The organism is Sphingomonas sp. LR59, assembly GCF_036855945.1.
Taxonomy (GTDB): Bacteria; Pseudomonadota; Alphaproteobacteria; order Sphingomonadales; family Sphingomonadaceae; genus Sphingomonas.
The window spans coordinates 2851811-2873499 of sequence record NZ_JASPFL010000001.1; the positions used below are offsets into that span (position 1 = coordinate 2851811).

The following is a 21689-nucleotide window of genomic DNA, read 5'->3' on the forward strand; positions in this document are numbered from 1 at the left end:
TACTCGCCAACGCGTTGGCCGCATGGGCGTGGACTGATAGGGGACCCGCCCGACGTCATGCCGATGCCACGAGAACCCTAATGTTGATCATGATTGCCAACGTTCTGGACGCCGACAATCTCCGGTCGTTGCGAGATAATCTCGGCAAGACGCGCTATGTCGATGGGCGCCGGACTGCCGGTCGCGAAGCCCGCCCGGTCAAGCGCAACGAGCAAGTCGACCGTGCCGACCCGTTGCTGGCCGACATGCAGGACTTGGTGGTTGATCGGTTGCTCGCGAACCCGTTGTTCCGGATGGCGACACGACCGCACGTGGTTCGCCCTCCCTTATTCAGCCGCTACGAACTCGGCATGGCGTATGGCAGCCATGTCGATGACGCGATCATGGGTGGCATGCGGACCGACGTTTCAGTCACGATCTTCCTGTCCGACCCCGATACGTACGAAGGCGGCGAACTGGTGATCGAGTCTGCGGCGGGCGAACAGGATGTCAAATTGGCGGCGGGCGATGCGGTTGTCTATCCAACGACCGCGCTTCACCGCGTCGCGCCGGTGATATCCGGCGAAAGACTGGCCGCCGTCACCTGGATACGCAGCCTGATCCGCGATGCGGATGCGCGCGAACTGTTGTTCGATCTGGAAACGGCGCGGCACGCGTTGTTTGATCGCCTCGGTAAAACGCCCGAGCTGGATCTGTTGGCGAAAACCCAGTCCAACCTGCTCAGGCGTTGGGCCGAAGATTGAGACTGACTTTTCTCGGTCTCGAGGATCAAACCGGGCCGTCACCCATGCGCTCGCCGAGCCGCACAGGCCGCGCCGGCACCCAGCTTTCATCAAAGGCGATCGTTCCCTGCTGGAATAGCATTACGATGGTCGAGCCAAGCAGGAAGCGCCCCATTTCCTCGCCCTGTTCGAGGGCAATCTCCTGATCGGCATAGCGCCATTCCGTCGGCGTGCCGGTACGCCTGGCATTGACGATGCCGTGCCATACGGTCGCCATGCTGCCGACGATGGTGGCGCCGACCAGCACCATGACGAATGTGCCATGCTCCGGACTCTCGAATACGCACACGAGGCGCTCATTTCGCGCGAACAGGTTGGGCACACCTTGCGCCGTGACGGGGTTCACCGAAAACAGACTGCCTGGAATGTAGCGCATACGGGTCAATCGGCCGGCGCACGGCATGTGGAGACGGTGATAGTCACGCGGCGACAGATAAAGGTTCGCGAAGCTGCCATGACGGAACGCCGCTGCTAACACGGCGTCGCCGCCGATCAGTTCGGTCGTGGTGAACCGATGTCCCTTGGCCTGCACGATGTGATGATCGTCGATCGCACCGACCTGGCTGATCGCGCCGTCTACCGGGCAGACGAAGTCAGCATAGGCCAGCGGCCGAATGCCCTTCCTCAAAGGCCGCGAGAAGAAGTCGTTGAAGCTTGCGTAGCTGGCAATGTCGGGGTTTTCGGCCTCGCTCATATCGACCCCGTATCTGTCGACGAACCAGCGGATCAGCCGGGTCGTCATAGCACCGCCCCGCGCGCGGGCGATCCTACCGGCCAGAAGGGTCAGGCGCTGCTTTGGCAGGGCATATTGCAGCAGGACGGTAAAGCGATCGGACATCTTGAACCCTCGAGTATCGGCCGGCGGAGGTAACGGTCGATGTCCGCTAAGTGAGCGTCTCATCAAGCATATTCTCGAAAGCCCCAAGCCAGCGCGCCCTCGAATATGAACGGGAAATCCTCATATGGCGAGCATGGGTGGTCGCGTAAAAAGGATAGCCGGGCTCGCGGAGGCTGCCGCGAGATCCGCAGCAGAGCAAGAAGATGAGGGCTGCGCATTATGCGGGCGGCTGCTCGGACAACGCGTGGAGCGGCATCACGTTGTTCCCAAGAGCGAGGGCGGCACACAGACCGTACCGGTACATCCAATCTGCCACCGTACCATCCATGCCTTTGTGACGAATCGCGAGCTGGCTTCGACCTATGCGACGATGGATAAGTTGCGTGAGCGCCATGATATACGGCAATATCTTCGATGGATCGCGGGCAAAGCGCCTGACTTCCGCGCACCTACACGGCGACGCAATGCGTAACGGCGCCCCATGCCAGACGTTCGCGTCCGTCAGCAGGCTTTGGAACTTAGGCCTTTTGATCGGGCGTCACTTTAGTGCTTGGGGGCGCCTGCGCCCCCAGACCGCTGGCGATTACGCCGCGGCCACCTTGGTACGCGTGGAGGTATGACCGCCGGAGCGATGCAGGATCTCGGCTGCATCCTCGAGGGTCACCGCGGCAGTGCTAGTATCGACGGACACGAACACGCCACCCTCGTTAATCCGCCCCTCGTAATAGCTGGCATCAACGCGGCTGACACCGTGATCGGTCATCACTTTCTCAAGCCCCCCGATGGCACCACCGAGGGCTGCTCCGGTTATCGCAGCACCAGGAATCGCCGCCGATGCGATCGCGCCAGCGGCAACCAGGGAGCCGACACCCGGGATGGCAAGCGCCGCAATGCCGAGCAGCGTCCCGATGCCAGCGCCGGCCGCAACCTTACTAGCGAACTCCTGCGTGTCGCCGTTGCCGTCGGTAGTCGCGGTCTTACCATCGTGCTGAGCGACGATGGAAATGGCGCGATCTTCGACGCCGGCATTGCGAAGCTCCAATACCGCGCGCTCTGCGTCGGCATGAGTATCGAAAACGGCGGATATGAGGGTCGTGCTCATGATGATTCCTATCGATGGCTCAGAGTGCAGATGCTCATAGAAGCGGTGTCGACAGACGATCGTTCCAGATATTGAAGGTTACCGCCGCGGTAACCGAGAATAGACACTCGCGATCAGGCTTCGTCGGTCGAGATCGGCTTGCGCGCAGCCATCTGTACGGGCTTGCCGATGACCGGGCGGCCGGGCGGCCACCGCCGCGCGATACACCGATCCTTTGCGACCCTCGCGACAGTGACTGCATCGCCCTGATTACCGCCAAGGATATGATACGCATCGGCGTCCTCGCCGACATAGAAGCCGACGTGACCACCGCCCGGACGCGCGAACACCAGCACCGCGCCCGGTGCCAGCCGTTCCGGACGAAGCGCCTGCCCCCATGTCGACCACGACGTCGCGCGAACCGCGATTGCAACCGGCTCGATACCGTCTTCCTGAAGGCAGTAGGCGACGAATATGCCGCACCACGGAACGCTATCGGCGTTGTAGACCATGCCCAGCACTTTCGTGCCGAGCCGCTTCGCCCAGCCTAGAATAGTTGCGCTGTTCGCTGAACCGGCAGCCTCTTCTGTGCCCAACTTCGCCCTAGCCGCCTTCAGCCACCTCGGCTCTGTCGCCAAAACGCTTGCTCCTTACACCGACGCAAGCCGAACTGCCCGCGGTCGCGTTTGAACGCGCGGCGCTAGACCATCCGTTCCATCAGCGGCCCCATCGTCGCCACAACCGCACTGATCATGGACGCGCGTCACCGTGTTCGAGAGGGCCGTCGATGGTGCAAGGTCCGATCATCACGCCATCCGGCGCATCAGTGCCGCGTCCGACTGGCATCAGCCACAGCGTTCAGGCAGTCTGCCAGCACTTCCCATTGCCGGTATTGCTCCGGCCGCCCGGGAGGCGTTTTCTGCATACCGGACGCGACGATCTCGCACGCGCCCATCTGTCCGTGATCGGCCATCAAGGCGAAGGCCTGCTCCCATGCGTCCTGCATTAAACGGATAACCAATCGGACTCAGCATCGTCGACCGCGGCGAACATGTCGCCCTCGGCCTGCATGGCGCTGAGATGCTTCCGCACCGCTTCGGGATCCCCATTTCGGGGAAGCGGCGGTCGGCGAGTGCGGCCACAGAGAGTTGACCGACAAGATCGCTTCGGTCCTTCTGCGTCACAAGCCACTCGCCGAACGCCGGTTTCGGCTCCTGCTGGTCGTCATCGTGATCGGTCATTTCGCGTCCTTCGAATCATTGGCCCACCAATCGCATCAGATCGATGTTCATGCAATGTTCTTACGTACCGATCTGGATGTGGGAGGGCGACGCCAGCGCGACGCCCTCCCGTTCGCTCAGCGAACCGTACCGCGACGAAACATGTTGACGATCGCAAGCAGGATCACCGCGCCCACCAGCGAGATCAGGATCGACTGGATGTTGAGCGCGCCGTCCATGATCGAAGCGCCACCGATGAGCGGCGTGATCAGGAAGCCGGCAAGCAACGCGCCGACGATGCCGACGACGACGTTGAGGAAGACGCCCTGCTGCGCGTCGGTCCGCATGATCATGCTGGCGACCCAGCCGATGAGTCCGCCGACGACGAGAAGGATAATGAGGTTCATGATGAGGCTCCTGTTCGATATTGGTACAAATGCTCAACGGTCGCGGCGCCCGATCCGTTCAGTTCGCGCGGTTTTCGGCAAATTCGAAATTGGTGCTCAAGTACCGGGACCATTGGTAGATTAATGCCGGTGTGACTGGAACCAGGAGCCCTCCACGGCGCTGAACCGGGATGACCAAGATGCCCGCGAAATCGCTGCACGCCCCCACCCTGCACCATCTCGAACAGCTGATGACCGGACTGCTCGAGGGTGTGATCCTGATGGATCCGACCGGGATCATCCTCAGCGCGAACCCGGCCGCGCTGAAGATGCACGGGGTGCGCGCGGTCGAGGATCTCGGGCAGACCGCGGATGAGTATGCCACGCGGTTCCGGCTACGCTACCGGGATCACCGCAAGCTGCCACGGCGCGACTATCCGCTGATGCGGCTGCTCGCAGGCGAGAGCTTTCCCGATCTGATCGTCGAGGTCGCGCCGGTCGACGCCGACGAGCCGCGCTGGGTCCATCAGGTCCGCGACATCGTCATGGACGAGGATGGCGGCGAGCCCGATTGCCTGGGCCTCGTCATCAACGACGTCTCCGAACGGTTCGACGCGGAGGACCGGTTCGAGGCGATGTTCCACGCCAACCCCGCCCCCGCACTGATCATCCGCGTCGCCGACCAGCGCTATGTACTGGTCAACCAGGGTTTCCTCGACCTGTCGGGCTATGCGCGCGACCAGATCGTCGGCAAGACGCTGTTCGATTTCGACTTCCTGGCGGAGGTCGAGCGCAAGGCGTTCGTCAAGGAATGCGTCGCGGCGGGCAAGACGATCCCGCAGCTCGAAGCCGAACTGCCGCTCGCCGGCGGCGAGACGACGCTGGTCATCCTTGCGGGGCAACCGATCGAGGTCGCCAACCAGGACTGCCTGTTGTTCACCTTCGCCGATCTCGAACCGCGACGGCGCGCGGAACATGCGCTGAAGGCAAGCGAGCGCCACTTCGCCTCGGTGTTCGAGATGGCGCCGGTCGCGATGGTCGTGACCGAAGGCGACGACAACCGCATCGTCCAGGTCAACGCGGCGTTCAAGGCGTTGACCGGCTACACCGACCACGCGGTGATCGGCCGCATCGCCGACGACCTGCAACTCTGGAACGATGCCGCGCAGCGCCAGCAACTCGAAACCGAGATCGGCGAGCATGGCGGCTTCCGCAGTCGCGACGTGCAACTGCTGCACAAGGCTGGCGAGGCGCTCGACTGCCTTGTGTCCGCCGAACGGATCAGCGTCGACGGAACGCCGTGCGTGCTTTGGCTGTATCAGGACATCTCGGCTCGACGACGCGACGAGTTGGAACTCGTCGAGGCGATCGACACGGTGATGAAGGACGCCAACTGGCTCAGCCGGTCGATCATGGACAAGCTGGCGACCTTGCGGAATCCGCGCGGCGCGACCGGGTCCGCGGCCCCCACGGCTGATCTCAGCAAGCGCGAGCGCGAGGTGCTTGAGCTGATCTGCCAGGATCTCGACGACGCGGCGATCTCGGAACGGCTCGGCCTGTCGCGCAACACGGTCCGCAACCATGTCGCGCGGCTTTACGCGAAGATCGGCGTCAACCGGCGCAGCGCCGCGATCGTCTGGGCACATGAACGCGGCGTCGGCCCCTCATAAGGTGCACGACGTGGAAGATGCGGTCTGAGATGCGGTGCCGACGGTTCGGGCCTCATACTGCCGAGCAGGTCCTCAATCCGCATCGCTCACCGACAAGAACGTCACGGTCCCGTTCTCAAGCTTTACGCAGGTAAGGACGCCGGTTTCATAGGCCCCGGTATCGATGCCGATCCGATTGGCGCGGTGTTCGGGACTGCTGCTCGTCCAGGTATGCCCATGGACCACGATCTTCTCATGGCGGTTCGGCGAACCGAGAAACTCGTCCCTGATCCATAACAGGTCGGCTTCGGATTGCTCCGCAAGCGGCATACCCGGCACGATACCGGCATGTACGAAGGCGTAGTCGCCAACCGTCAACATCAGGTCGAGCTGTTCCAAAAAGTGCAGATGGGCGACCGGCAAGCGCTCGAGCAGATCGTCGCGCGCGCGCAGATGCTCTAAGACGTCGACCGTGGCGCACGGTGGTTCGACGCCATAGGACTGTAGCGTTTCCACGCCCCCGAACCGCATCCAGTCGCGCGCTTGCTCCGGATCTCGAACATAGTCGAGCATCACAGCCTCGTGATTGCCCTTGAGAAAGCGCACATCATACGGTGCATGACGCTTCAGCCAGCAAAGCGCGTCGAGGACGCGCGCGGAGTCGGGGCCGCGATCGACATAGTCGCCACAAAAAATCAGGATTGGGGCGGCCGTATCGCTTCGCGTTGCAACGTCTTGAGCAATCTTTGTCAGCAACGAACGGAGCAATTCGTAGCAGCCGTGGATGTCACCAATCGCATATATGATTTGGCCGTCGACACTGCCGATGATGGGAGGCGTGCCAGGAGACAAAATAGCTGCCGATGTCACCAGTCATTCCCCGTCGATTGCCGCTCTTCAATGAGATCGAGAAGCTGCAGCCGCAAGTCGCGGTAGCGGTCCAGAGTAGCGTCCGGGCGGTCAGATGCGCGTCGCTGCAAATTGGTCCAGCGCCTCTGAACGCGCGCCAAAGCCTCGCTATCGACGCCGGCACGACGCGCCGCTTCATAGGTCGTGAGGAGCTGACGATGCGCCGCCAACAGGCTTGGGCGCATGCACCATGCACGCTCGTCGTCTGGCAGATCATCACAATTGTCAGCCGACGGAGGCGGGCGCCGGACATTATCGGATCGAGCGCCCAACCCGGATCGCTCGACTTGAACCTCGGTTTTGCGAGGGGAGGGCAATGTCTTAGAGGTCGATGCGACCACCGTCGGCGGAGAGACCGATGACGCCGACGTCGTATCTGCAGACGCCTGTATCGGATCAGGAAGGGTTACTGGCGGACGCGGGACGAGAGCGGTCTTACGCACGGTTGAGGTTTTTGCGCCACTGTCGTAGGCCGGGTGGGAGACACGTCGCCTACGAATAGCGCCAGCCCCGCCGATGCGCCCGCCAGCACAAGTACGCCAATGCCGATGACCGCCGGCATCACTCCCCGCCGCCGCCGCGTCTTCACGATCTTGACGATGCTGGTCGATCGCGGCGTGTCGCGTCGGTCGGTGAAAATTGCGTCGAGATCGCGCGCCACGCCGCTCCGTCGCGTCGCGAATACCGATTCCCGGGTTTCGTGCTCCATTGTTTCACCCTCGGTATCGATGTGTCGGTCGGCGGCGTATTGCCGCGGCAATATGAACGGCGGGCTAATCGCGACCTTGCCGCCGTTAAGGGCCGACGCGATTGCGCAAACGCTTCGACAGGCTACTCGTGATGAACATCATACCGGCTATGGCGAACGACCCACCCCATATGACCAACACGATGATCAGTGCGATTTTCAGCATTCCCAGTCTCCTAAACGAGGAGACTATCCAAATCGTTTGGCACACCGTCTGAACATAATTGTTATGCGAAGTTCATGATCGTCAATCTGGTTGCGTTCCGACAGCGCGCCGAACGTCGTCGCTGGGTGGAGCCGAGGTGACACAAGCGCAGGGGGATAGGCTCGGGTGGGCGCGCATGCGCTCCACCGATGCCTAGCCGCGAACTGCGGCGTTGCCCGTTGGCTCTTGTCCGCCATGGACGCGTTGGCCCGCCAAGATGAATGGTACCGTGGCAGCGGGACCGGCCTTTCCGAACAGATAGCCTTGTCCGTAGTCACATCCGCGGTCGAGCAGGTAGCGCGCCTGAACATTGGTCTCGATGCCCTCCGCCACGACCTCCATGCCCAATTTGTGACCAAGCCCGACGACCGCGTCGATGATCGCGGCATCGTCGGGATCCGTATCCAGATTGCTGACGAAGCTGCGGTCGATCTTGATGATGTCGACGGGAAAAGCTTTGAGATGCGTAAGCGATGCGTACCCGGTGCCGAAATCGTCGAGTGCGATCTTCACGCCTTCACGACTGAAGACGTTCAGTGCCTCCGCGACGGAGTCCGCGCCGCGACCGAGGAATACCGTTTCGGTGACCTCGAGCTCGAGACGCGAGGTCGCTATTCCCGAGCGGTGTAGCCGCTCCAGAATCCGTGAAACGAGGGATTCGTGGCGGAACTCGGCAGGCGAAAGATTGACCGCGATGCGCCCGAACTCAACGCCGTCGTCGAGCCAACGACGCATGTCCTGGATGATTTGGGCGAACATGCGTTCGCTGATACCGGTGGCCAGATCGAGATCCTCGAATGCGGCGGCGATGGTTCCGGGCGCTTGCACACCCAGCGTCGGGTGATGCCAGCGCAGGAGCGCCTCGAAACCACAAACGGCGTCGTCCTTCAGCGAGACCTTCGGCTGGTAATAGGGCATGATCCGGTTATCCCGAGCGGCATCGCGGGCGACGCTGATCATCGAGGACCGTCTCTGGAGGTCGGCGCGCATCGCCGCTCGGAAGGGCAGAAACCCACCACGGTTGCGCTCCTTCCCCGCGTATAGCGCGATGTCGGCGGCCTTGAGCAAATCTGCGGCGCTGGCGCCATCCTGGGGGTACACCGATCCGCCCGCCGTAGCCTGGCAATCGACGATGCGCCCTTCATAGGTAAGGGGCTCACGGAGCGCATCGAGCGCGGTCTGGACCTCGACGACGAGGGTATCCTCGTCGGCTCGTTCGAGAATGACGGCGAATTCGTCGCCGCCAAGCCTGCCGATGGCACCGCGCTTGCCAAAAAAGTCGTCAGCCGGTCGGCCAGGGTCTGCAGAAGCAGGTCGCCCGCGTCGTGCCCGATCGTGTCGTTGGTTTCCTTCAGATGATCGACGTCGAACAACACCAGAGCAACATGCGTATGATCCCTCGCGGCGGTGGCGATGGCGCTCTCCAACCGCCCCACGAACGCCGTACGATTGGGCAGGCGCGTCATCCCGTCGTGCTCCGCCGTCCATCTGATCCGGTCTTCGACGTTTCGTTCCTCGGTCACGTCGCGCACCGTCACGAGAACGCGGTGCAGCCTGCCCAATGGGGCTTCGATCCGCCACCCGGCCGTCTTCATCCACCGCTCGGCACCCGTGTCGGCGCGCCGGATCCGGACCATCGTCTCGAACCGGTGTCCGCTATGGCCGGCACGAACCGCGCCGATCAACGTCAGCAGCTTGGGTCGGTCGTCTGGCACGACGCAGGACAACGCGGTATCGATGGACGGTGTGGCATCGATCGGCAGGCCCAGCATGGCCTTGAACTCGTCTGACCACTCACGCCGGTCGTGCGATGCATTATAGTCCCAGATGCCAAGACCGGCGGCCTGCGCCGCGAGGCGGAAACGCTCTTCGCTGTCGCGCAGGGCCTGCTCCGCCAACTTGCGGTCATGAACGTCCTCCAGCGTCCCGTACCAGCGCACGACCCGACCTGCATTATCGAGCCGGGCCACTGCACGCGAACGGACCCATCGATATTCGGCGTTGCACGTCTTCAACCGATACTCGATGTCGATCGGTAGCTTGGTTCTGACCGACGTCCTCCAGGCCTTCGCCGTATCCGTCGCATCGTCGGGATGAAGCCTTTTGAGCCACTGATCCCCCAAAGCGGCCGATGGTTCTGCGCCCGTCATCTCGGCCCATCGGGGGCTGACGCGTTCGATGCTCCCGTCCGGTGCCGCGGTCCAGTTGATCTGGGGACTAAGCGCCACGGCGTAACGCGCGTCTTCGTCATCCTCATCGAGGCTACCGGTCGACGGCTGACCGGCAACGCCCATCGCCGCTTCCTCCGCGGCAAGGACCGCTTCGGCGAAAGGATCTCCAGGTGCATCCCGGTCGTCATGGGACCGAAATTCTTGATGTCCGAGCTGATCCAACCCTCGCCCCTCCGATGCCGCGCATCGTCGCACGTGCCCCACTGATCGACGGTCACGCCTAACGAATGGTAACTGAACCAAAACGGGCAATAATTGCTCTAGTTGGGGTAATCAGGCGCGATCGTCAGCTATCTCCGACCATGGCCTTCACAAGCTCCGTCATCTTGCCGTCCCGTTCAGCGAAACGGAACGGCTTCACTTCATCAACGATAATCTCGTCCGCGAATGGATGGGCGATGAGTTTTCAGGGTCAAACTTCGAACTGAACCACTTGTCCTTTTGGGACATGACCTTGTATTCTTTCACGACACCCCCGTTAAAGCGATCAGATTCGCCCTGTCTTCGGACATCCGCAATTGATCGCACTATGTCGAGCGACGAATTTGTGTGGCGTAGTGGCCGTGGGGAGACGCATATACGGGTCGTCTTAGGATCGTAGAGGTCCCGGTGAATGCGAAGCACAGGTGGCGACGATCACCGGACAACCGCCGACAGCGATCAAGTCTGGCGAGATGCTCTGCTTGAAACCTGCAGCGCGGCCATTTCTCCTTCGGGAGAAGGCGACGACGCAAGTTTTACGTCAGCCACCCAACCAATCGGCTGTAATCTCGCCCTTATGCCCCTCCGGTGCCAGCACAGCGCGCAGAGCTTCCAGAAGAGGTGGCAGCGCCTGCATGAAGGCGTAGGGCGGGTTGACGATAAAAAGGCCAGCGCCATTATAGATGCCGGGCTGATCGTCATCGTACAACCAATGCTCCACTCCCAGCAGTTTCGGGATGCCGAGCTTGCGCAACTGCGCCTTCCATCGCCAATGCGTGGCACGGTCTTTCAGCGGAAACCAGATCACCGTCACGCCATGCGCCCATTTGCGGTGAGCGGCGGCAAGGGTGGCTGTGATCCGTTCGCGCTCATCGAGTTGCTCGTATGGCGGGTCGACGACCACTACGCCGCGCGCAGTTCGCGGCGGCACCATCGCCAGCCAAAGCTCATAGGCGTCGCGCTCGTGCACGGCAGCGGATGTGTCGCGCATCACGCCGCGCAGGGTATAGGCATCTGCGGGATGTTTTTCGTTCAGGATCAGGAAATCCTGTGGGCGCAGACGCTGCGCCAGGATCCGCGGCGAGCCTGGGTAGACGTGCAGCTCGGCCCCGACGTTCACCGCCTGTACGACGGCACGGTAGTCGTCCAGCAACGGGTTCGGGTCGGCAAAGGCCCGCAGTACGCCCTGCGTGGACTCGCCGGTGCGCTGGGCGTCCTCGCCCTCAAGGTCGTACAACCCGCAGCCGGCATGCGTGTCGATCAGCGTCAGTGCGCCCGGTTTTTGCTGCAAGGCCCGCACGAGAGCGATCAATAGGCTGTGTTTTACGACATCGGCGCTGTTGCCGGCATGGAAGGAATGGCGATAATTCATTGCGACCCAAAATTCTGACGATCTACCTTTATCGTGCTGCTGGACACGGTTGCCAAGCGCAAGGCGACCGAAGCCGCCGATCGGGTGCTAGGAGTGACCCGATTGCAGACGTTCGTAGGACCCTTTGCGTTTCCCTACTTCGGACGCTCATTCCGATCCGTGCAAAAGCTAGCGTGCGTGAGTCACCGGACGCTATTTCAGCAGGCGAGCGGGATTGCCCGCCACGGTCACGCCAGCGGGAACATCGCGCGTCACGACACTGCCTGCGCCGACGATCGCGTTGTCCCCCACGGTGATGCCAGGCAGGATCAGCGCCGCACCGCCTATCCAGACGTTTCTACCGATGGTGACGGACCGCCCGAACTCGCGCATTTGGCCACGCTGAACCGGATCGCGCGGATGATCGGCGGTGAGAATCTGCACTCCCGGACCGATCTGCGTGCCCGCACCGATCTGTACCGGCACCACATCGAGCACCGTGCATCCGAAATTGAGAAACACGCCCTCGCCCAGATGAATGTTATAGCCGTAGTCGCAATGGAACGGCGCTCGGATCGTCGCTCCGCGCCCCGCGTGACCAAGCCCTTCAACCAACAGCGGATGGCGCTCCGCCGCGGTCGCCGTCGATGCGCGGTTGTAGCGGTCGAGCCACTCGGCGGCGCGCGCCGCGTCCGCGACGAGCTCCGGATCATCGGCGACGTAGAGCTGGCCCGCCAGCATCCGTTCCTTCTGCGTCATTGCTATCAACTCAGGTCGTGGAGGTCCTTGCCCAACGGCGCGGTGATGCTCAGGTCGGAGAAGTGCACGTCCAGTCCGGCACGTTCGGGCGTGCAGGCCATCGGTCCGACCTGATATGCGGAGGCGATCGGAAAGGGCGCGAGCCTGACCAGCGGCCAGGTCTTGCCATCCGCCGAGACCTGCAACCGCAGGACGCCCTTGGCGACGGTCGCGCGAATCCAGAAATCCTGCGCATCATGCTCGTAGGGGCCGGTCGCCCAATCGGACTTTCCGTCGGTCAGCACGCTGCTCAGCATGGCGCGCCCGTCGGACAATTCGATCCCCGCCTTGACCCAGCGTCGTTCGTCGACCCGCACCATGATGCCGGCCTGATCGTAGAGTTTCTGATACTGGCCGCGAATGCGCAATTGCGCGGTAAACGCGGCAGGCGCGGTGAAACCGAGAAAATGACCACTGTCTCGGGTGAAGCCGTAATGCGTCTCGCGCCAGAAATCGCTGCCTTTGTCGGTGACGAGCGTCAGGTCGCCGCTGGGCGCGACCTTCCATGACTTCGGCGCATTCAGCCAGCGACCGTCACGGCGTCCAAACGCCGAAATTCCCGAGCCCTGCGCGGTCGCGACGCCGGCATTGCCCGCGATCGCCAGCGCCGCAGCACCGCCGATCACCGTCCGCCTGCTCACCCCATCCTCCGTCATGCCCGCTACCTTTCCATCATCCGCGATGTTATGTACATATGTACACATACCGAGATCGAGGTAAAGAGGCGATGACCCAACAGTCCCGGCGCAACGATCCGGCACGGCGGCAGCGCATTATCGATGCGACTCTGGTGGTCGTTGCGGATCATGGAACCGCGGCAACGACCCATCGCCGCATCGCCGAGGCGGCACAGGTGCCGCTCGGTTCGGTAACCTATTATTTCGCGACGCTGGAGGACCTGCTCACGGCGGCCTTCCTGCAATTGGCCGCGGAATCCTCGGCTGCCTTCCACGCCCGCCTGGACGCTGCGACCGACAGGGCAGCGGCGTGTACGGCAGTCATCGACATCATCGCGAACCAGATTTGGGCGGAACCGCGCACGCTGTTGTTGAGCTACGAACTCTACGCCTTTGCAGCCCGGCACCCACCGGTCGGCGCGGTCATGCAAAATTGGATGGACAGCAGCCGAGAGGCCTTGGGCCGCTTCTTCGACCCACTCACAGCGCGCGCGCTCGACGCGCTGATCGAGGGTATCGGCATCCATAATTCGATCGATCACGAGCCTCTCGACCGCGATGCGGTCAAGATCATCGTCGAGCGGATTGCCGGGTATTAGCCGGTCCGATCCATCAGGCTGCCCCAAACCGCCATGATGCCACCTGACAAAGCCATAACAGTCCGGCTCGAAACACAATCGGCCATTCGCAGCCCTATTTTAGCCTCCCAACTCCCGCCATTCGCGTATTTCGTTGGACGTTGGCTTTCGGACGTCAGGATTGACTGCCTGTTCGCTTTAAAAGGGCGCGCAGGGTTGCTGCGCGCCCTTCAGGCTCACCAGATATGGACCCGGTCGGCGGGGGCAAGATACAGCGCATCACCGGGCTTTACGCCGAACGCTGTGTACCAGGCGTCGACGTTCCGGACGATGCCGTTGACCCGGTAGAATGGCGGCGAGTGTGGATCGGTGAGCAGGCGCGCGCGCGCCGCACCCTCGCGCAGTTTTGCCTGCCACGCCTGCGCATAGGCGAGGAAGAACCGCTGGTCACCGGTCAGACCGCCGATCACCGGTGCCTTGCCGTGCACCGCCTGATATTTTTGATAGGCGGAATACGCCGTCTCGACGCCGCCAAGGTCCCCGATATTTTCGCCGAGCGTGAGCGCCCCCTTCACGTGCACACCAGGGATGGGTTCGTAGGCGTCATACTGCTTCGACAGCGCAGCCGTGCGCTGCGTGAAGGCGGCACGTGCTTCGGGCGTCCACCAATTCTCGAACTTGCCCGACGCGCTGAACTGGCTGCCCTGGTCGTCGAAGCCGTGACCCATTTCGTGACCGATGATCGCGCCGATCGCGCCGTAGTTGACCGCCGCATCAGCCTTCGGATCGAAATAGGGCGGCTGCAGGATCGCGGCGGGGAAGGTGATCTGGTTGTTGAGCGGATCATAATAGGCGTTCACGGTCTGCGGCGTCATCCCCCACAAGGTACGATCGACCGGTTTGCCGAGCCGCGAGAGGTCGAGCTGGTGCTGGAACTCGCCTGACCGCATCCCGTTGCCGAGTGGATCGCCGCGCACGACCTGGAGCGAGGCATAGTCGATATACTTGACCGGATGACCGATCCGCGGATCGAACGCGGCGAGCTTGGCGAGCGCCTGCGTCTTGGTCGCCCGGTCCATCCAGCCGTTCGCGCCGATCCGCTCCTTGTAGGCGGCGCGAAGGTTGGCGATCAGCTCACCCATCTTCGCTTCGCTCTCCGGTGGGTAATGGCGCTTCACATAGACCTCGCCGACGGCCTCGCCCATCGTGCCGTTGACCAGCGCGATGCCGCGCTTCCAGCGGGCTCGCTGCTGCGGTTGATCCGCGAGCGTCTTGCCGTAGAAATCAAACGTCGCCTGGTCGAACGCCTTGGGCAACATGCTCGCGCTGGCGGATGCGAGCCGGAATTTCATCCAGTCCTGCCACGTCGCGACCGGCGTGGCCGCGAAGATCTTGCCGAGCTCGGTCAGCGCGGTCGAGTTGGTCATGTAGACGGTCGGAAAATTGCCGTATCCCGCGGTCGACAGCAGCAGCGGCCAGTCGAACTCGGGCGCCAGCGCCTTGCGGCCAGCCGCATCCATTGGCTTCAGCATCGCCTTGAGGTCACGGGACTGGACCGGCGACCACTGGACCTTGGCCATCGCGGTTTCGAGCGCGACGATCCGATCAGCCTTGGCCGATGCGTCGGCGATACCCGACAGCGTCAGCATCTTCTCGACATAGGCGCGGTACGCGGTGCGGAAGGTGTCGTATTTGGGACCCTGTTCGAGGTAATAATCACGCCCGCCCATGCCTAGCGAGCCCTGCCCCGCGGCAACCGCGTAACGCTTGGGATCCGCCGGATCTGGAAGCTGGCCGACCTCGACCGGCGCGGCATAGCCGACCGTCGAGAACAAGGTCTGGAGCTTGTGCTTGTCGTTCGCGGCGTCGATCTTGGCAAAATACGGTTTAAGCGGCGTGGCGCCGGCGCGCTCGATCGCGGCCTCGTCCATGAAACTGGCGTAGAGATCGCCGAACTGCTTCGCACCGGGGCCGACCGCGGCCGGATCGCGCGCGGCATCGTCGAGAATTGTACGAACCTGCTGCTCGGCCTGGTCGGCCAGGATCACGCTACCGCCGGCGGACGTGCGATCCGCGGCGATCTCGGTACGCTTGTTCCAGCTGCCGTTCGCGTAGGTCCAGAAATCGTCGCCCGGCTTCACGGCCTTGTCAGCGGCGGTCAAGTCGATCCCGAACGTGCCGTAGCGGGTGCCAGTCGGCGCCGTGGACCTAGTGGTCGTCGGTGGCGCGGTCTGGGCCAGTGCCGACGCGGACAGCGCTAGCGTGGCAACGCCTAGCGACAGGCGGGAGAAATGGTTGAACGGCATCGCAACTCCTTCGGTATGGAAGATTTTATAGGATGTGGAAGTCATTTAGGCGGGGTCCCGCCGCATCAGCCGAGCGAGCGCGGCGAGATTTGGCTTCTGTCCCGCATTCAACAGGCTGGCGCGAAACACGCGCGCGAGCAGGACGAACTCTATCGCGATGAAAAGCGCGAGCGTCAGCGCGCTACCGACAATCTCCCACACCGACACGCCGCCGCCGAGCCGCGCCAGCATCGTGAACGGCGTGTAGAGCGGGATCCAGGTCAGCACCTTGAGTGCGGTAGCGCCCGTGTTCGACAGGATCCCCTGCGCGACGATCGTGAACGGCATCGCAATGATCATAAGCACCGGCGTCAGATAGCTCTGTGCATCCCGCATCGAATCGCTCATCGCGCCGATCGCGAGCAGGATCATCGAGACCATGAGATAGCCTGCCAGGAAGAAGTAGAGCATCACCAGGATGATCCACGGCGAGGCTAGGGGAGCGAGCGCCATGCGCAGGAACGTGCCGACCGCGCCCTGCGTGACGAAGGCAGCCCCTGCCGCGCACAGCGCCCAAACCAGGACCATCGTCAACCCCACCGCGACCGTCCCCGCAAGCTTGCCGTACAGGAGTTCGTCAGGGCTGATGCAGGCCAGCACCGTCTCGATCAACTTGTTCGACCGCTCCTCGACCAGCCCCTGGAGGATCCAATTGCCAGACAGCAGCAGCGACATCAGCAGAATGTAGGCGCTGAGCAACGGCACGATCGAACGCACCAGCATCCGTTCGCGACCGCCGCCCGGTGCCGGCGTCGAGATGGCGATCGCCGGTACCAGCGTGGTCGCCGCGCCGGCTTGGTCGGGGAGAGCCCGGTCGATCGGAGATAGGCGGCGCGCACCCGCAACGTCAGCACCGACTGCAACGGCTGGACGAAGTTCGCGGCCGGCTGTTCGCTCGACCAGAGGCGCGCGGCGGTCGTGCTCGTCCCGAACCCACGCGGAATGTACACGGCGTAGTCGAGCGGCTTGGCCTTCTTGTCACCGAACTCGCCGGGCTGGATCAACGGCTTGAGCATCCGGTCGAGCGCTGCGGGATCGGCCTTGGCGATCGCCGGCGGGGTCGGGACGATCGTGAAGTCGGGCTCCGGCGGATCGAAGGCGGGCGTTTCAGGTGTCGCCGCACGCTTCATCGTCGCCAACGCGGCCGGCATGCCGCCCGCCTTCACGAACGCCGTGACCTCCGCATCGTCGTAAAGCCGGTCGTGCTGCGCCCAGAGCGCCGCGGGATCCGCCCGGTCGAGATCGTAGCGTTGCGCATAGCGTGAGAGCGCGGTGAGGATGCGGCGCTGCCGATCGCCGTCGAGCCGCGCGCGGATCGCGATCGCCTCGCGGCCTTCGGGATTGATCAGCATCACGCGTTGAACCTTGTCGGAACCCATCAGCTTGGTGGCGATCGGTCCGATCGCGAGCGCGATGGGCAGAATAAGCAGCGTCAGCCAGAAGCTGCGCATGCCGGTGATCTGCCGGAACTCGCGCATCGCGACGAGCAAGATGTTGTGGATCATGACGGCTGCCCCTGCGTATCGGCTGAATTGGTACCGACGAGGTGGAGGAAAACCTCGTGCAGACTAACGCGGTGCTGGTCGAACCGGCGCAGCGTGATGCCCTGTTCGGTCAGGCATTGCAGGACGTCAGCCGGATCGATGCCGTCGCCGAGCGTCACGTCGTACGTCCGCCAACCGTCCGGATCCGTTGCGACCTCCTCCGCGCGATCCACGCCGGGGCACCGCATCGGCGTATCGCGCGAGACGATCCCGAGACGTGCCGGCAACCGCCCGCGCGCTTCGGGCTGCGTCCCCTCGAACACCTTGCGCCCCTGCGACAGCAGCAGCAGCCGATCGCACAGCCGCTCGGCATGCTGCATAACGTGCGTCGAGAAGATCACCGTCGCGCCACCGCGCGCGGCCCCCAGTATCTCGTCCTCGAGCAGCCCCTGGTTGACCGGGTCCAGCCCCGAAAACGGCTCGTCGAGCAGCAGCAGTTTCGGGCTGTTTACCAGTGTGGCGGCAAGCTGGACCTTCTGCGCCATGCCCTTCGACAATTTGTCGATCTGCATCTTGGCCGAGCCTGCCAGTCCGAACCGCTCGAGCAGGTCATGCCCCTTGGCGCGCGCCGCGGCGGTCGTCATGCCCTTCAAACGGCCGAAATAGGTGACGGTGTCGATCGCCGACATTCCGCGGTAAAGCCCGCGCTCCTCAGGCATGAAGCCGAGATCGGCCGCATTCTCCCGCCCCGGCGGACAGCCCAGCACCGCGATCCGCCCCGATGTCGGCCGCAGGATGTCGAGCACCATCCGCAGCGACGTGGTCTTGCCCGCGCCGTTGCCGCCCAGGAATCCGAAGATTTCGCCCGGCTTCACCGTGAAGCTCAGTGCGTCGACGGCCGTCCGCTCCCCGAACCGCTTCGTTACGTCGTCGAGAACCAGTGCGTCCATCCGCTATTTCCCCGTTTCTATCGTCGCGAACGTTTCGTCCGACGGTTCATCGGTAACCCTCAGCAGGTCGCCGGGCTGACATTCGAGCACGCGGCAGATCGCTTCCAGCGTCGTGAAGCGGATTGCCTTGGCCTTGCCCGTCTTCAGGATCGACAAGTTGGCGAGCGTGATATCGACCGCCTCGGACAATTCGGTCAGCGTCATGCGGCGCTTGTAAAGCATGTCGTCCAGGCTGACCGCGACCGGCATCAGACCGTCGTCGCCAGGTCGTCGCGCATCCGTGCGCCGATCCGGAAAACACGCGCGAGCACGAAAATCATGACGACCGCGATCCACCCGCCGAGCGATGGGCTCCAGCCCGTCGCATCGAGCTTGAGCGCGGAGATCCAGCGCATCAGCGCGCCCAGCACGAGATCGAGGCCTTGGAGGACCAGCAGTGCCCAGCCAATTCGGCCGAGCAACGTGGCGTTCGCGTCGACGAACGGATCGCCTGCCTGCACGGTCGCGACGATCCGGAGCAGGCTGGCGAAGATCGGATGGATCGCGAGCGCGGAAGCGATCCCGAGCACCACCATCAGCCGCATCGCCATCACCGCGTCCGCGACATCGAGCGACGGCCCGTATTTCGCACCGAGCCGGAGCGCGAGGGCGTGTCCGAGCGGCCAGGACAGCGCGAGTGCTACCGCGAACATCACCAGCAGGACGATGTTCATGACCAACATCAGCCTCAGCAGGATCGTTGCGCCCGTCAGAACGCGATCCTTCGGCGTTATTGATCGACTCCCTCACCCACCGCATTGCCCCCGCACTGTATTGGTAAACGATATTTGGCATATCGATAATCGGCAAGCGGCTTTTGATCCATTTCCGTTGTTGTTGGGTGGGACCTGGCATAGCGGGCCGGCGGTGTTTGCGGTTAAGCTGGGCCGGATATTCCCCAAGCAATCGGCGAACATCCGGGTGGCAAGTGTGCCGGTAGCAGGTCGAGCTGGTCCCGCTAGCGGCCGTCCGGGGTTCCGTTTTCCCGATAAAATTTTCCGGATTGTCCGTTTCCGACATTGCCACTCAGGGATGCAGAACCGGCAAAGACTGCGCTGCACGGTAGCTGGAATGGCCCACTACAGGGGACATGGTTGCGCGATCGACGCCTCAGTCTGATGACCCAGTTGCGGACGTTCGCGCACCTTCTCGCGTATCCCACTTCAGACGCGCGTTCATGCCGACCCGGCCGGGTCCTCATCGAGCGTCGCGACCCCCATCAGCGGATGCATGACGAAGGTCCAGCCGTCGCCGCCGACAATCATGAGACGCAACGACTGGCGATCTGCGGTGCCGAGCAGCGCCGCCGCTCCTGACGAAGCGGGCAAGGTGACCGTCCTGCCATCCTGACAAATGCCGGTTGCCCAACCACGCCGTCCAGTACGAATCTCGTTGGCCAAGCGCTCAAGCGCCGTCTCGAGCGCACTGCGCGCACGAGGACCAGTCGCCCACGCGTAACCAACGGGTTCCATCGCCGGTGGTGCAACGACGCTTTGACTGGGCGTCTCACGCGGCTGTTTAGCATCACGACTGGTTATTTGCTTTGGTTGATCGAGAGGACGAACACCATCCATGCGCATCATGCGCGCAAACTCATCCATTGCTCTCTCCTCGGTAGCCGCCTGCGGGGGTATAGGACTAAGACAACCGCAGAGGGTGCGCCATCACCTTCCCCGCTTCCCGACTTTGGACACTCAGTCATCTCCGCGCTAATCGCTATGCAGGTGCGATTTTCCAGCATGAACGTCGCAATGGAGAGGAAAGCGGACTGTGGTTCTCGGGAAGGCCGTGGCGATAGCCGGCATTGGCCACTGCCGCCTTTGGAATCGACCTTAGAGAGGCATGGCTTCCCAGCTGGCACCTTTGATTTGGAACGGTGGGTCGGACCAACAGGTAATAATGTGGCCTAAATTCGTCTGATGTTATCTGTGCATCACTGGCCTGTAGGGCAGTTGTCGAGCTACGCCGACCGGCGACAGCTCGAACCTGATACGTCGAATGCAGCCACGACGACCAGTTGCACTTTCGCTGACCCGCGCGCTCGAGAGAACAGATCGCGCCGCCTCACCAAACGCCTCGTCCGGCTCGGATGCCAGGATGCGGACGTTGCCGATCGCTCCCCAGGGGGCGGTATCGTAGCCGACTACCGCCACGCCCTTGATACGCCGACGCGCGAACGCTGACGGATAAGCGCTGCCGTCGAGAAGTGCAGAGATCGAGGTCGGATCGACCACGCACCCTGGCTGCTCCCCGGTGTCACGAGGCGCATCGGCAGGAAGTTCCGGGGCAGTACGCTCCGACGGTTCAGCGCCGTTGAAATGATACGTACAGCCGGTGAAGCCAATTCCTGGTTCGTAGCGGTTGTTCGACAGCGCACTCGCGCCAGCGCGGTCCAGCGCTTGGTTGCCAGAGCTACCGAGCACGCGAACGGTGTTCGGCTTCCCGGCTCGATCAACATCGTAGGCGAGAAACACCCACGATGCGGCACCCGGAGGCCGCGCAATCTTCTCGAACGCCGGTAGGTTGAGGCGACGATACTGGCCAGGGCCTCGCCTGCAATCGGAGCCAACGGGACGGAGTCGATCGTACACGGTCCCGACGGTACCTTCCGTCTCCGGTCGGCTCGCGAGTTCGTACAGCACCTGCAGCGGTGCGGCGTCGATAGGCACCGTCAAGCCAGTGTAGGTGATCGAACATTTGGATCGCGGGTCCCCCGCCGGGAAACGAGAGACCGCCAGCGACGGAGCGATATCGCTCGTGTTGACATAATAGCCCGGGGTAGATGCCGTGGCGGTACGCCGGATCGTGCGCGTACGGCCGTCCGCGTCGATTACGAAGTCGTAGCGAAGCACCAATGCGGGTGCGCTTTGAATCGCTGGCCCGTAGCGGTTGACGACGACCGGCAGTGACATGACCACGCCGGTCCCGGGCATGGGGGTCTCAGCGCACATTATCTGGCTCGGCACAAAGGTGACGATCTCAATCCTCTGCCCCGTCACGGGTGCGGCACTTACGACAACGGCCATTTTCTTCCTCTCCGTCGAGCAGAAGCGTCAGCTATTATTTCATATCGTTTCGACCACCAAGGCTTCTCCAATGCCGCACCGTAAAATACGCCGGCAAGCCTGCCCGCCGATTGTGTCGCTATCGTAATGGTTTGATAGCGTGAATTCGGATCAAAAATAGACATCAAATTCGGTGGAGTTCGTATTGACGC

General features: G+C 62.9%; 23 protein-coding genes and 1 pseudogene. 5 read left to right on the forward strand and 19 right to left on the reverse strand.

The genetic code is table 11. The annotated features are described in order from the left end of the window. The first annotated feature begins 80 nt into the window (after nt 1-80). On the forward strand, nt 81-743 hold the full coding sequence (locus QP164_RS13205; RefSeq protein WP_333923430.1) for a Fe2+-dependent dioxygenase: 663 nt from the start codon (nt 81-83) through the stop codon (nt 741-743). A 25-nt stretch (nt 744-768) separates the two neighbouring features. Here the strand turns inward: QP164_RS13205 and asd are convergent, their stop codons facing one another. Further along, nucleotides 769-1620: an archaetidylserine decarboxylase gene (gene asd / locus QP164_RS13210; protein WP_333923431.1), complete on the reverse strand. Its 852-nt coding sequence runs from the start codon at nt 1618-1620 to the stop codon at nt 769-771. Nucleotides 1621-1753: 133 nt separating this feature from the next. Between asd and QP164_RS13215 the strand changes: the two genes are divergently transcribed. Continuing rightward, a complete protein-coding gene (locus QP164_RS13215; protein ID WP_333924259.1) occupies nt 1754-2092 on the forward strand; it encodes an HNH endonuclease in 339 nt (112 codons plus the stop codon). 111 nt (nt 2093-2203) lie between these two features. Here the strand turns inward: QP164_RS13215 and QP164_RS13220 are convergent, their stop codons facing one another. The 3 genes from QP164_RS13220 to QP164_RS13230 form a co-directional block, all read right to left on the reverse strand. Beyond that, on the reverse strand, nt 2204-2722 hold the full coding sequence (locus QP164_RS13220; protein WP_333923432.1) for a general stress protein: 519 nt from the start codon (nt 2720-2722) through the stop codon (nt 2204-2206). 113 nt (nt 2723-2835) lie between these two features. Beyond that, entirely contained in the window at nt 2836-3339 is a 504-nt protein-coding gene (locus tag QP164_RS13225) for a TIGR02594 family protein (RefSeq protein ID WP_333923433.1), read from the reverse strand. A 719-nt stretch (nt 3340-4058) separates the two neighbouring features. Then, nucleotides 4059-4328 (reverse strand): GlsB/YeaQ/YmgE family stress response membrane protein, encoded by a 270-nt coding sequence (locus tag QP164_RS13230; protein WP_093400148.1) that lies wholly within the window; start codon nt 4326-4328, stop codon nt 4059-4061. A 170-nt stretch (nt 4329-4498) separates the two neighbouring features. Here QP164_RS13230 and QP164_RS13235 point away from each other — a divergent pair, with 170 nt between their 5' ends. Then, a complete protein-coding gene (locus tag QP164_RS13235; protein ID WP_333923434.1) occupies nt 4499-5977 on the forward strand; it encodes a PAS domain-containing protein in 1479 nt (492 codons plus the stop codon). A 72-nt stretch (nt 5978-6049) separates the two neighbouring features. On the opposite strand, the gene QP164_RS13240 is transcribed toward QP164_RS13235, so the two are convergent. The 7 genes and pseudogenes from QP164_RS13240 to QP164_RS13270 all read right to left on the reverse strand — a co-directional run bounded on the left by QP164_RS13240 (nt 6050) and on the right by QP164_RS13270 (nt 13040). Continuing rightward, nucleotides 6050-6826 carry a metallophosphoesterase family protein gene (locus QP164_RS13240; RefSeq protein ID WP_333923435.1) on the reverse strand — a complete coding sequence of 259 codons (777 nt, stop codon included), beginning with the start codon at nt 6824-6826 and terminating at the stop codon, nt 6050-6052. Then, nucleotides 6823-7050 carry a hypothetical protein gene (locus QP164_RS13245; protein WP_333923436.1) on the reverse strand — a complete coding sequence of 76 codons (228 nt, stop codon included), beginning with the start codon at nt 7048-7050 and terminating at the stop codon, nt 6823-6825. Before QP164_RS13245 ends, QP164_RS13240 begins: the two co-directional genes overlap by 4 nt. A 921-nt stretch (nt 7051-7971) precedes the next feature. Then, complete coding sequence (locus QP164_RS13250) at nt 7972-8778, reverse strand: putative bifunctional diguanylate cyclase/phosphodiesterase (protein ID WP_333923437.1); 807 nt, start codon at nt 8776-8778, stop codon at nt 7972-7974. A gap of 117 nt (nt 8779-8895) precedes the next feature. Beyond that, nucleotides 8896-10112: pseudogene (locus QP164_RS13255) on the reverse strand (diguanylate cyclase domain-containing protein); the annotation flags it as partial. 679 nt (nt 10113-10791) lie between these two features. Next, nucleotides 10792-11622 carry a 23S rRNA (adenine(2030)-N(6))-methyltransferase RlmJ gene (locus QP164_RS13260; protein WP_333923439.1) on the reverse strand — a complete coding sequence of 277 codons (831 nt, stop codon included), beginning with the start codon at nt 11620-11622 and terminating at the stop codon, nt 10792-10794. A gap of 192 nt (nt 11623-11814) precedes the next feature. After that, entirely contained in the window at nt 11815-12342 is a 528-nt protein-coding gene (locus QP164_RS13265; RefSeq protein WP_333923440.1) for a sugar O-acetyltransferase, read from the reverse strand. Nucleotides 12343-12365: 23 nt separating this feature from the next. Next, nucleotides 12366-13040, reverse strand: coding sequence for a DUF1349 domain-containing protein (locus QP164_RS13270; protein ID WP_333923441.1), 675 nt, complete (start codon nt 13038-13040; stop codon nt 12366-12368). An 86-nt stretch (nt 13041-13126) separates the two neighbouring features. Between QP164_RS13270 and QP164_RS13275 the strand changes: the two genes are divergently transcribed. Then, nucleotides 13127-13675 (forward strand): TetR/AcrR family transcriptional regulator, encoded by a 549-nt coding sequence (locus tag QP164_RS13275; RefSeq protein WP_333923442.1) that lies wholly within the window; start codon nt 13127-13129, stop codon nt 13673-13675. A 215-nt stretch (nt 13676-13890) separates the two neighbouring features. On the opposite strand, the gene QP164_RS13280 is transcribed toward QP164_RS13275, so the two are convergent. The 8 genes from QP164_RS13280 to QP164_RS13315 all read right to left on the reverse strand — a co-directional run bounded on the left by QP164_RS13280 (nt 13891) and on the right by QP164_RS13315 (nt 21384). Then, a complete protein-coding gene (locus QP164_RS13280; protein WP_333923443.1) occupies nt 13891-15960 on the reverse strand; it encodes a M13 family metallopeptidase in 2070 nt (689 codons plus the stop codon). Between the two features lie 45 nt (nt 15961-16005). Continuing rightward, nucleotides 16006-16716 (reverse strand): ABC transporter permease, encoded by a 711-nt coding sequence (locus QP164_RS13285; RefSeq protein WP_333923444.1) that lies wholly within the window; start codon nt 16714-16716, stop codon nt 16006-16008. Then, nucleotides 16674-17504, reverse strand: a complete 831-nt coding sequence (locus QP164_RS13290; protein ID WP_333923445.1) for a hypothetical protein — start codon at nt 17502-17504, stop codon at nt 16674-16676. Before QP164_RS13290 ends, QP164_RS13285 begins: the two co-directional genes overlap by 43 nt. After that, entirely contained in the window at nt 17501-18433 is a 933-nt protein-coding gene (locus tag QP164_RS13295; protein WP_120298741.1) for an ABC transporter ATP-binding protein, read from the reverse strand. The genes QP164_RS13290 and QP164_RS13295 overlap by 4 nt, the downstream gene beginning before the upstream one ends. A 3-nt stretch (nt 18434-18436) precedes the next feature. Next, nucleotides 18437-18682, reverse strand: a complete 246-nt coding sequence (locus QP164_RS13300; RefSeq protein WP_333923446.1) for a helix-turn-helix domain-containing protein — start codon at nt 18680-18682, stop codon at nt 18437-18439. After that, entirely contained in the window at nt 18682-19155 is a 474-nt protein-coding gene (locus QP164_RS13305) for a DUF2975 domain-containing protein (RefSeq protein WP_333923447.1), read from the reverse strand. The genes QP164_RS13300 and QP164_RS13305 overlap by 1 nt, the downstream gene beginning before the upstream one ends. 492 nt (nt 19156-19647) lie before the next feature. Further along, nucleotides 19648-20073 (reverse strand): hypothetical protein, encoded by a 426-nt coding sequence (locus QP164_RS13310; protein ID WP_333923448.1) that lies wholly within the window; start codon nt 20071-20073, stop codon nt 19648-19650. Between the two features lie 321 nt (nt 20074-20394). After that, complete coding sequence (locus QP164_RS13315) at nt 20395-21384, reverse strand: TonB family protein (protein ID WP_333923449.1); 990 nt, start codon at nt 21382-21384, stop codon at nt 20395-20397. Here QP164_RS13315 and QP164_RS13320 point away from each other — a divergent pair. After that, on the forward strand, nt 21383-21625 hold the full coding sequence (locus tag QP164_RS13320) for a hypothetical protein (RefSeq protein WP_165911347.1): 243 nt from the start codon (nt 21383-21385) through the stop codon (nt 21623-21625). The genes QP164_RS13315 and QP164_RS13320 overlap by 2 nt on opposite strands. Nucleotides 21626-21689: the final 64 nt, after the last annotated feature.

What these genes read in the sequence shown, in the direction of transcription:
- QP164_RS13280 (WP_333923443.1), bottom strand. Translation starts at nt 15,960, where the DNA reads ATGCCGTTCAACCATTTCTCCCGCCTGTCGCTAGGCGTTGCCACGCTA.
- QP164_RS13250 (WP_333923437.1), bottom strand. Translation starts at nt 8,778, where the DNA reads ATGATCAGCGTCGCCCGCGATGCCGCTCGGGATAACCGGATCATGCCC.
- QP164_RS13310 (WP_333923448.1), bottom strand. Translation starts at nt 20,073, where the DNA reads ATGGATGAGTTTGCGCGCATGATGCGCATGGATGGTGTTCGTCCTCTC.
- QP164_RS13265 (WP_333923440.1), bottom strand. Translation starts at nt 12,342, where the DNA reads ATGCTGGCGGGCCAGCTCTACGTCGCCGATGATCCGGAGCTCGTCGCG.
- asd (WP_333923431.1), bottom strand. Translation starts at nt 1,620, where the DNA reads ATGTCCGATCGCTTTACCGTCCTGCTGCAATATGCCCTGCCAAAGCAG.
- QP164_RS13235 (WP_333923434.1), top strand. Translation starts at nt 4,499, where the DNA reads ATGACCAAGATGCCCGCGAAATCGCTGCACGCCCCCACCCTGCACCAT.
- QP164_RS13205 (WP_333923430.1), top strand. Translation starts at nt 81, where the DNA reads ATGTTGATCATGATTGCCAACGTTCTGGACGCCGACAATCTCCGGTCG.
- QP164_RS13300 (WP_333923446.1), bottom strand. Translation starts at nt 18,682, where the DNA reads ATGCCGGTCGCGGTCAGCCTGGACGACATGCTTTACAAGCGCCGCATG.
- QP164_RS13320 (WP_165911347.1), top strand. Translation starts at nt 21,383, where the DNA reads ATGACCACGCCGGTCCCGGGCATGGGGGTCTCAGCGCACATTATCTGG.
- QP164_RS13275 (WP_333923442.1), top strand. Translation starts at nt 13,127, where the DNA reads ATGACCCAACAGTCCCGGCGCAACGATCCGGCACGGCGGCAGCGCATT.
- QP164_RS13220 (WP_333923432.1), bottom strand. Translation starts at nt 2,722, where the DNA reads ATGAGCACGACCCTCATATCCGCCGTTTTCGATACTCATGCCGACGCA.
- QP164_RS13260 (WP_333923439.1), bottom strand. Translation starts at nt 11,622, where the DNA reads ATGAATTATCGCCATTCCTTCCATGCCGGCAACAGCGCCGATGTCGTA.
- QP164_RS13245 (WP_333923436.1), bottom strand. Translation starts at nt 7,050, where the DNA reads ATGCGCCCAAGCCTGTTGGCGGCGCATCGTCAGCTCCTCACGACCTAT.
- QP164_RS13295 (WP_120298741.1), bottom strand. Translation starts at nt 18,433, where the DNA reads ATGGACGCACTGGTTCTCGACGACGTAACGAAGCGGTTCGGGGAGCGG.
- QP164_RS13305 (WP_333923447.1), bottom strand. Translation starts at nt 19,155, where the DNA reads ATGTTGGTCATGAACATCGTCCTGCTGGTGATGTTCGCGGTAGCACTC.
- QP164_RS13230 (WP_093400148.1), bottom strand. Translation starts at nt 4,328, where the DNA reads ATGAACCTCATTATCCTTCTCGTCGTCGGCGGACTCATCGGCTGGGTC.
- QP164_RS13315 (WP_333923449.1), bottom strand. Translation starts at nt 21,384, where the DNA reads ATGTCACTGCCGGTCGTCGTCAACCGCTACGGGCCAGCGATTCAAAGC.
- QP164_RS13290 (WP_333923445.1), bottom strand. Translation starts at nt 17,504, where the DNA reads ATGATCCACAACATCTTGCTCGTCGCGATGCGCGAGTTCCGGCAGATC.
- QP164_RS13215 (WP_333924259.1), top strand. Translation starts at nt 1,754, where the DNA reads ATGGGTGGTCGCGTAAAAAGGATAGCCGGGCTCGCGGAGGCTGCCGCG.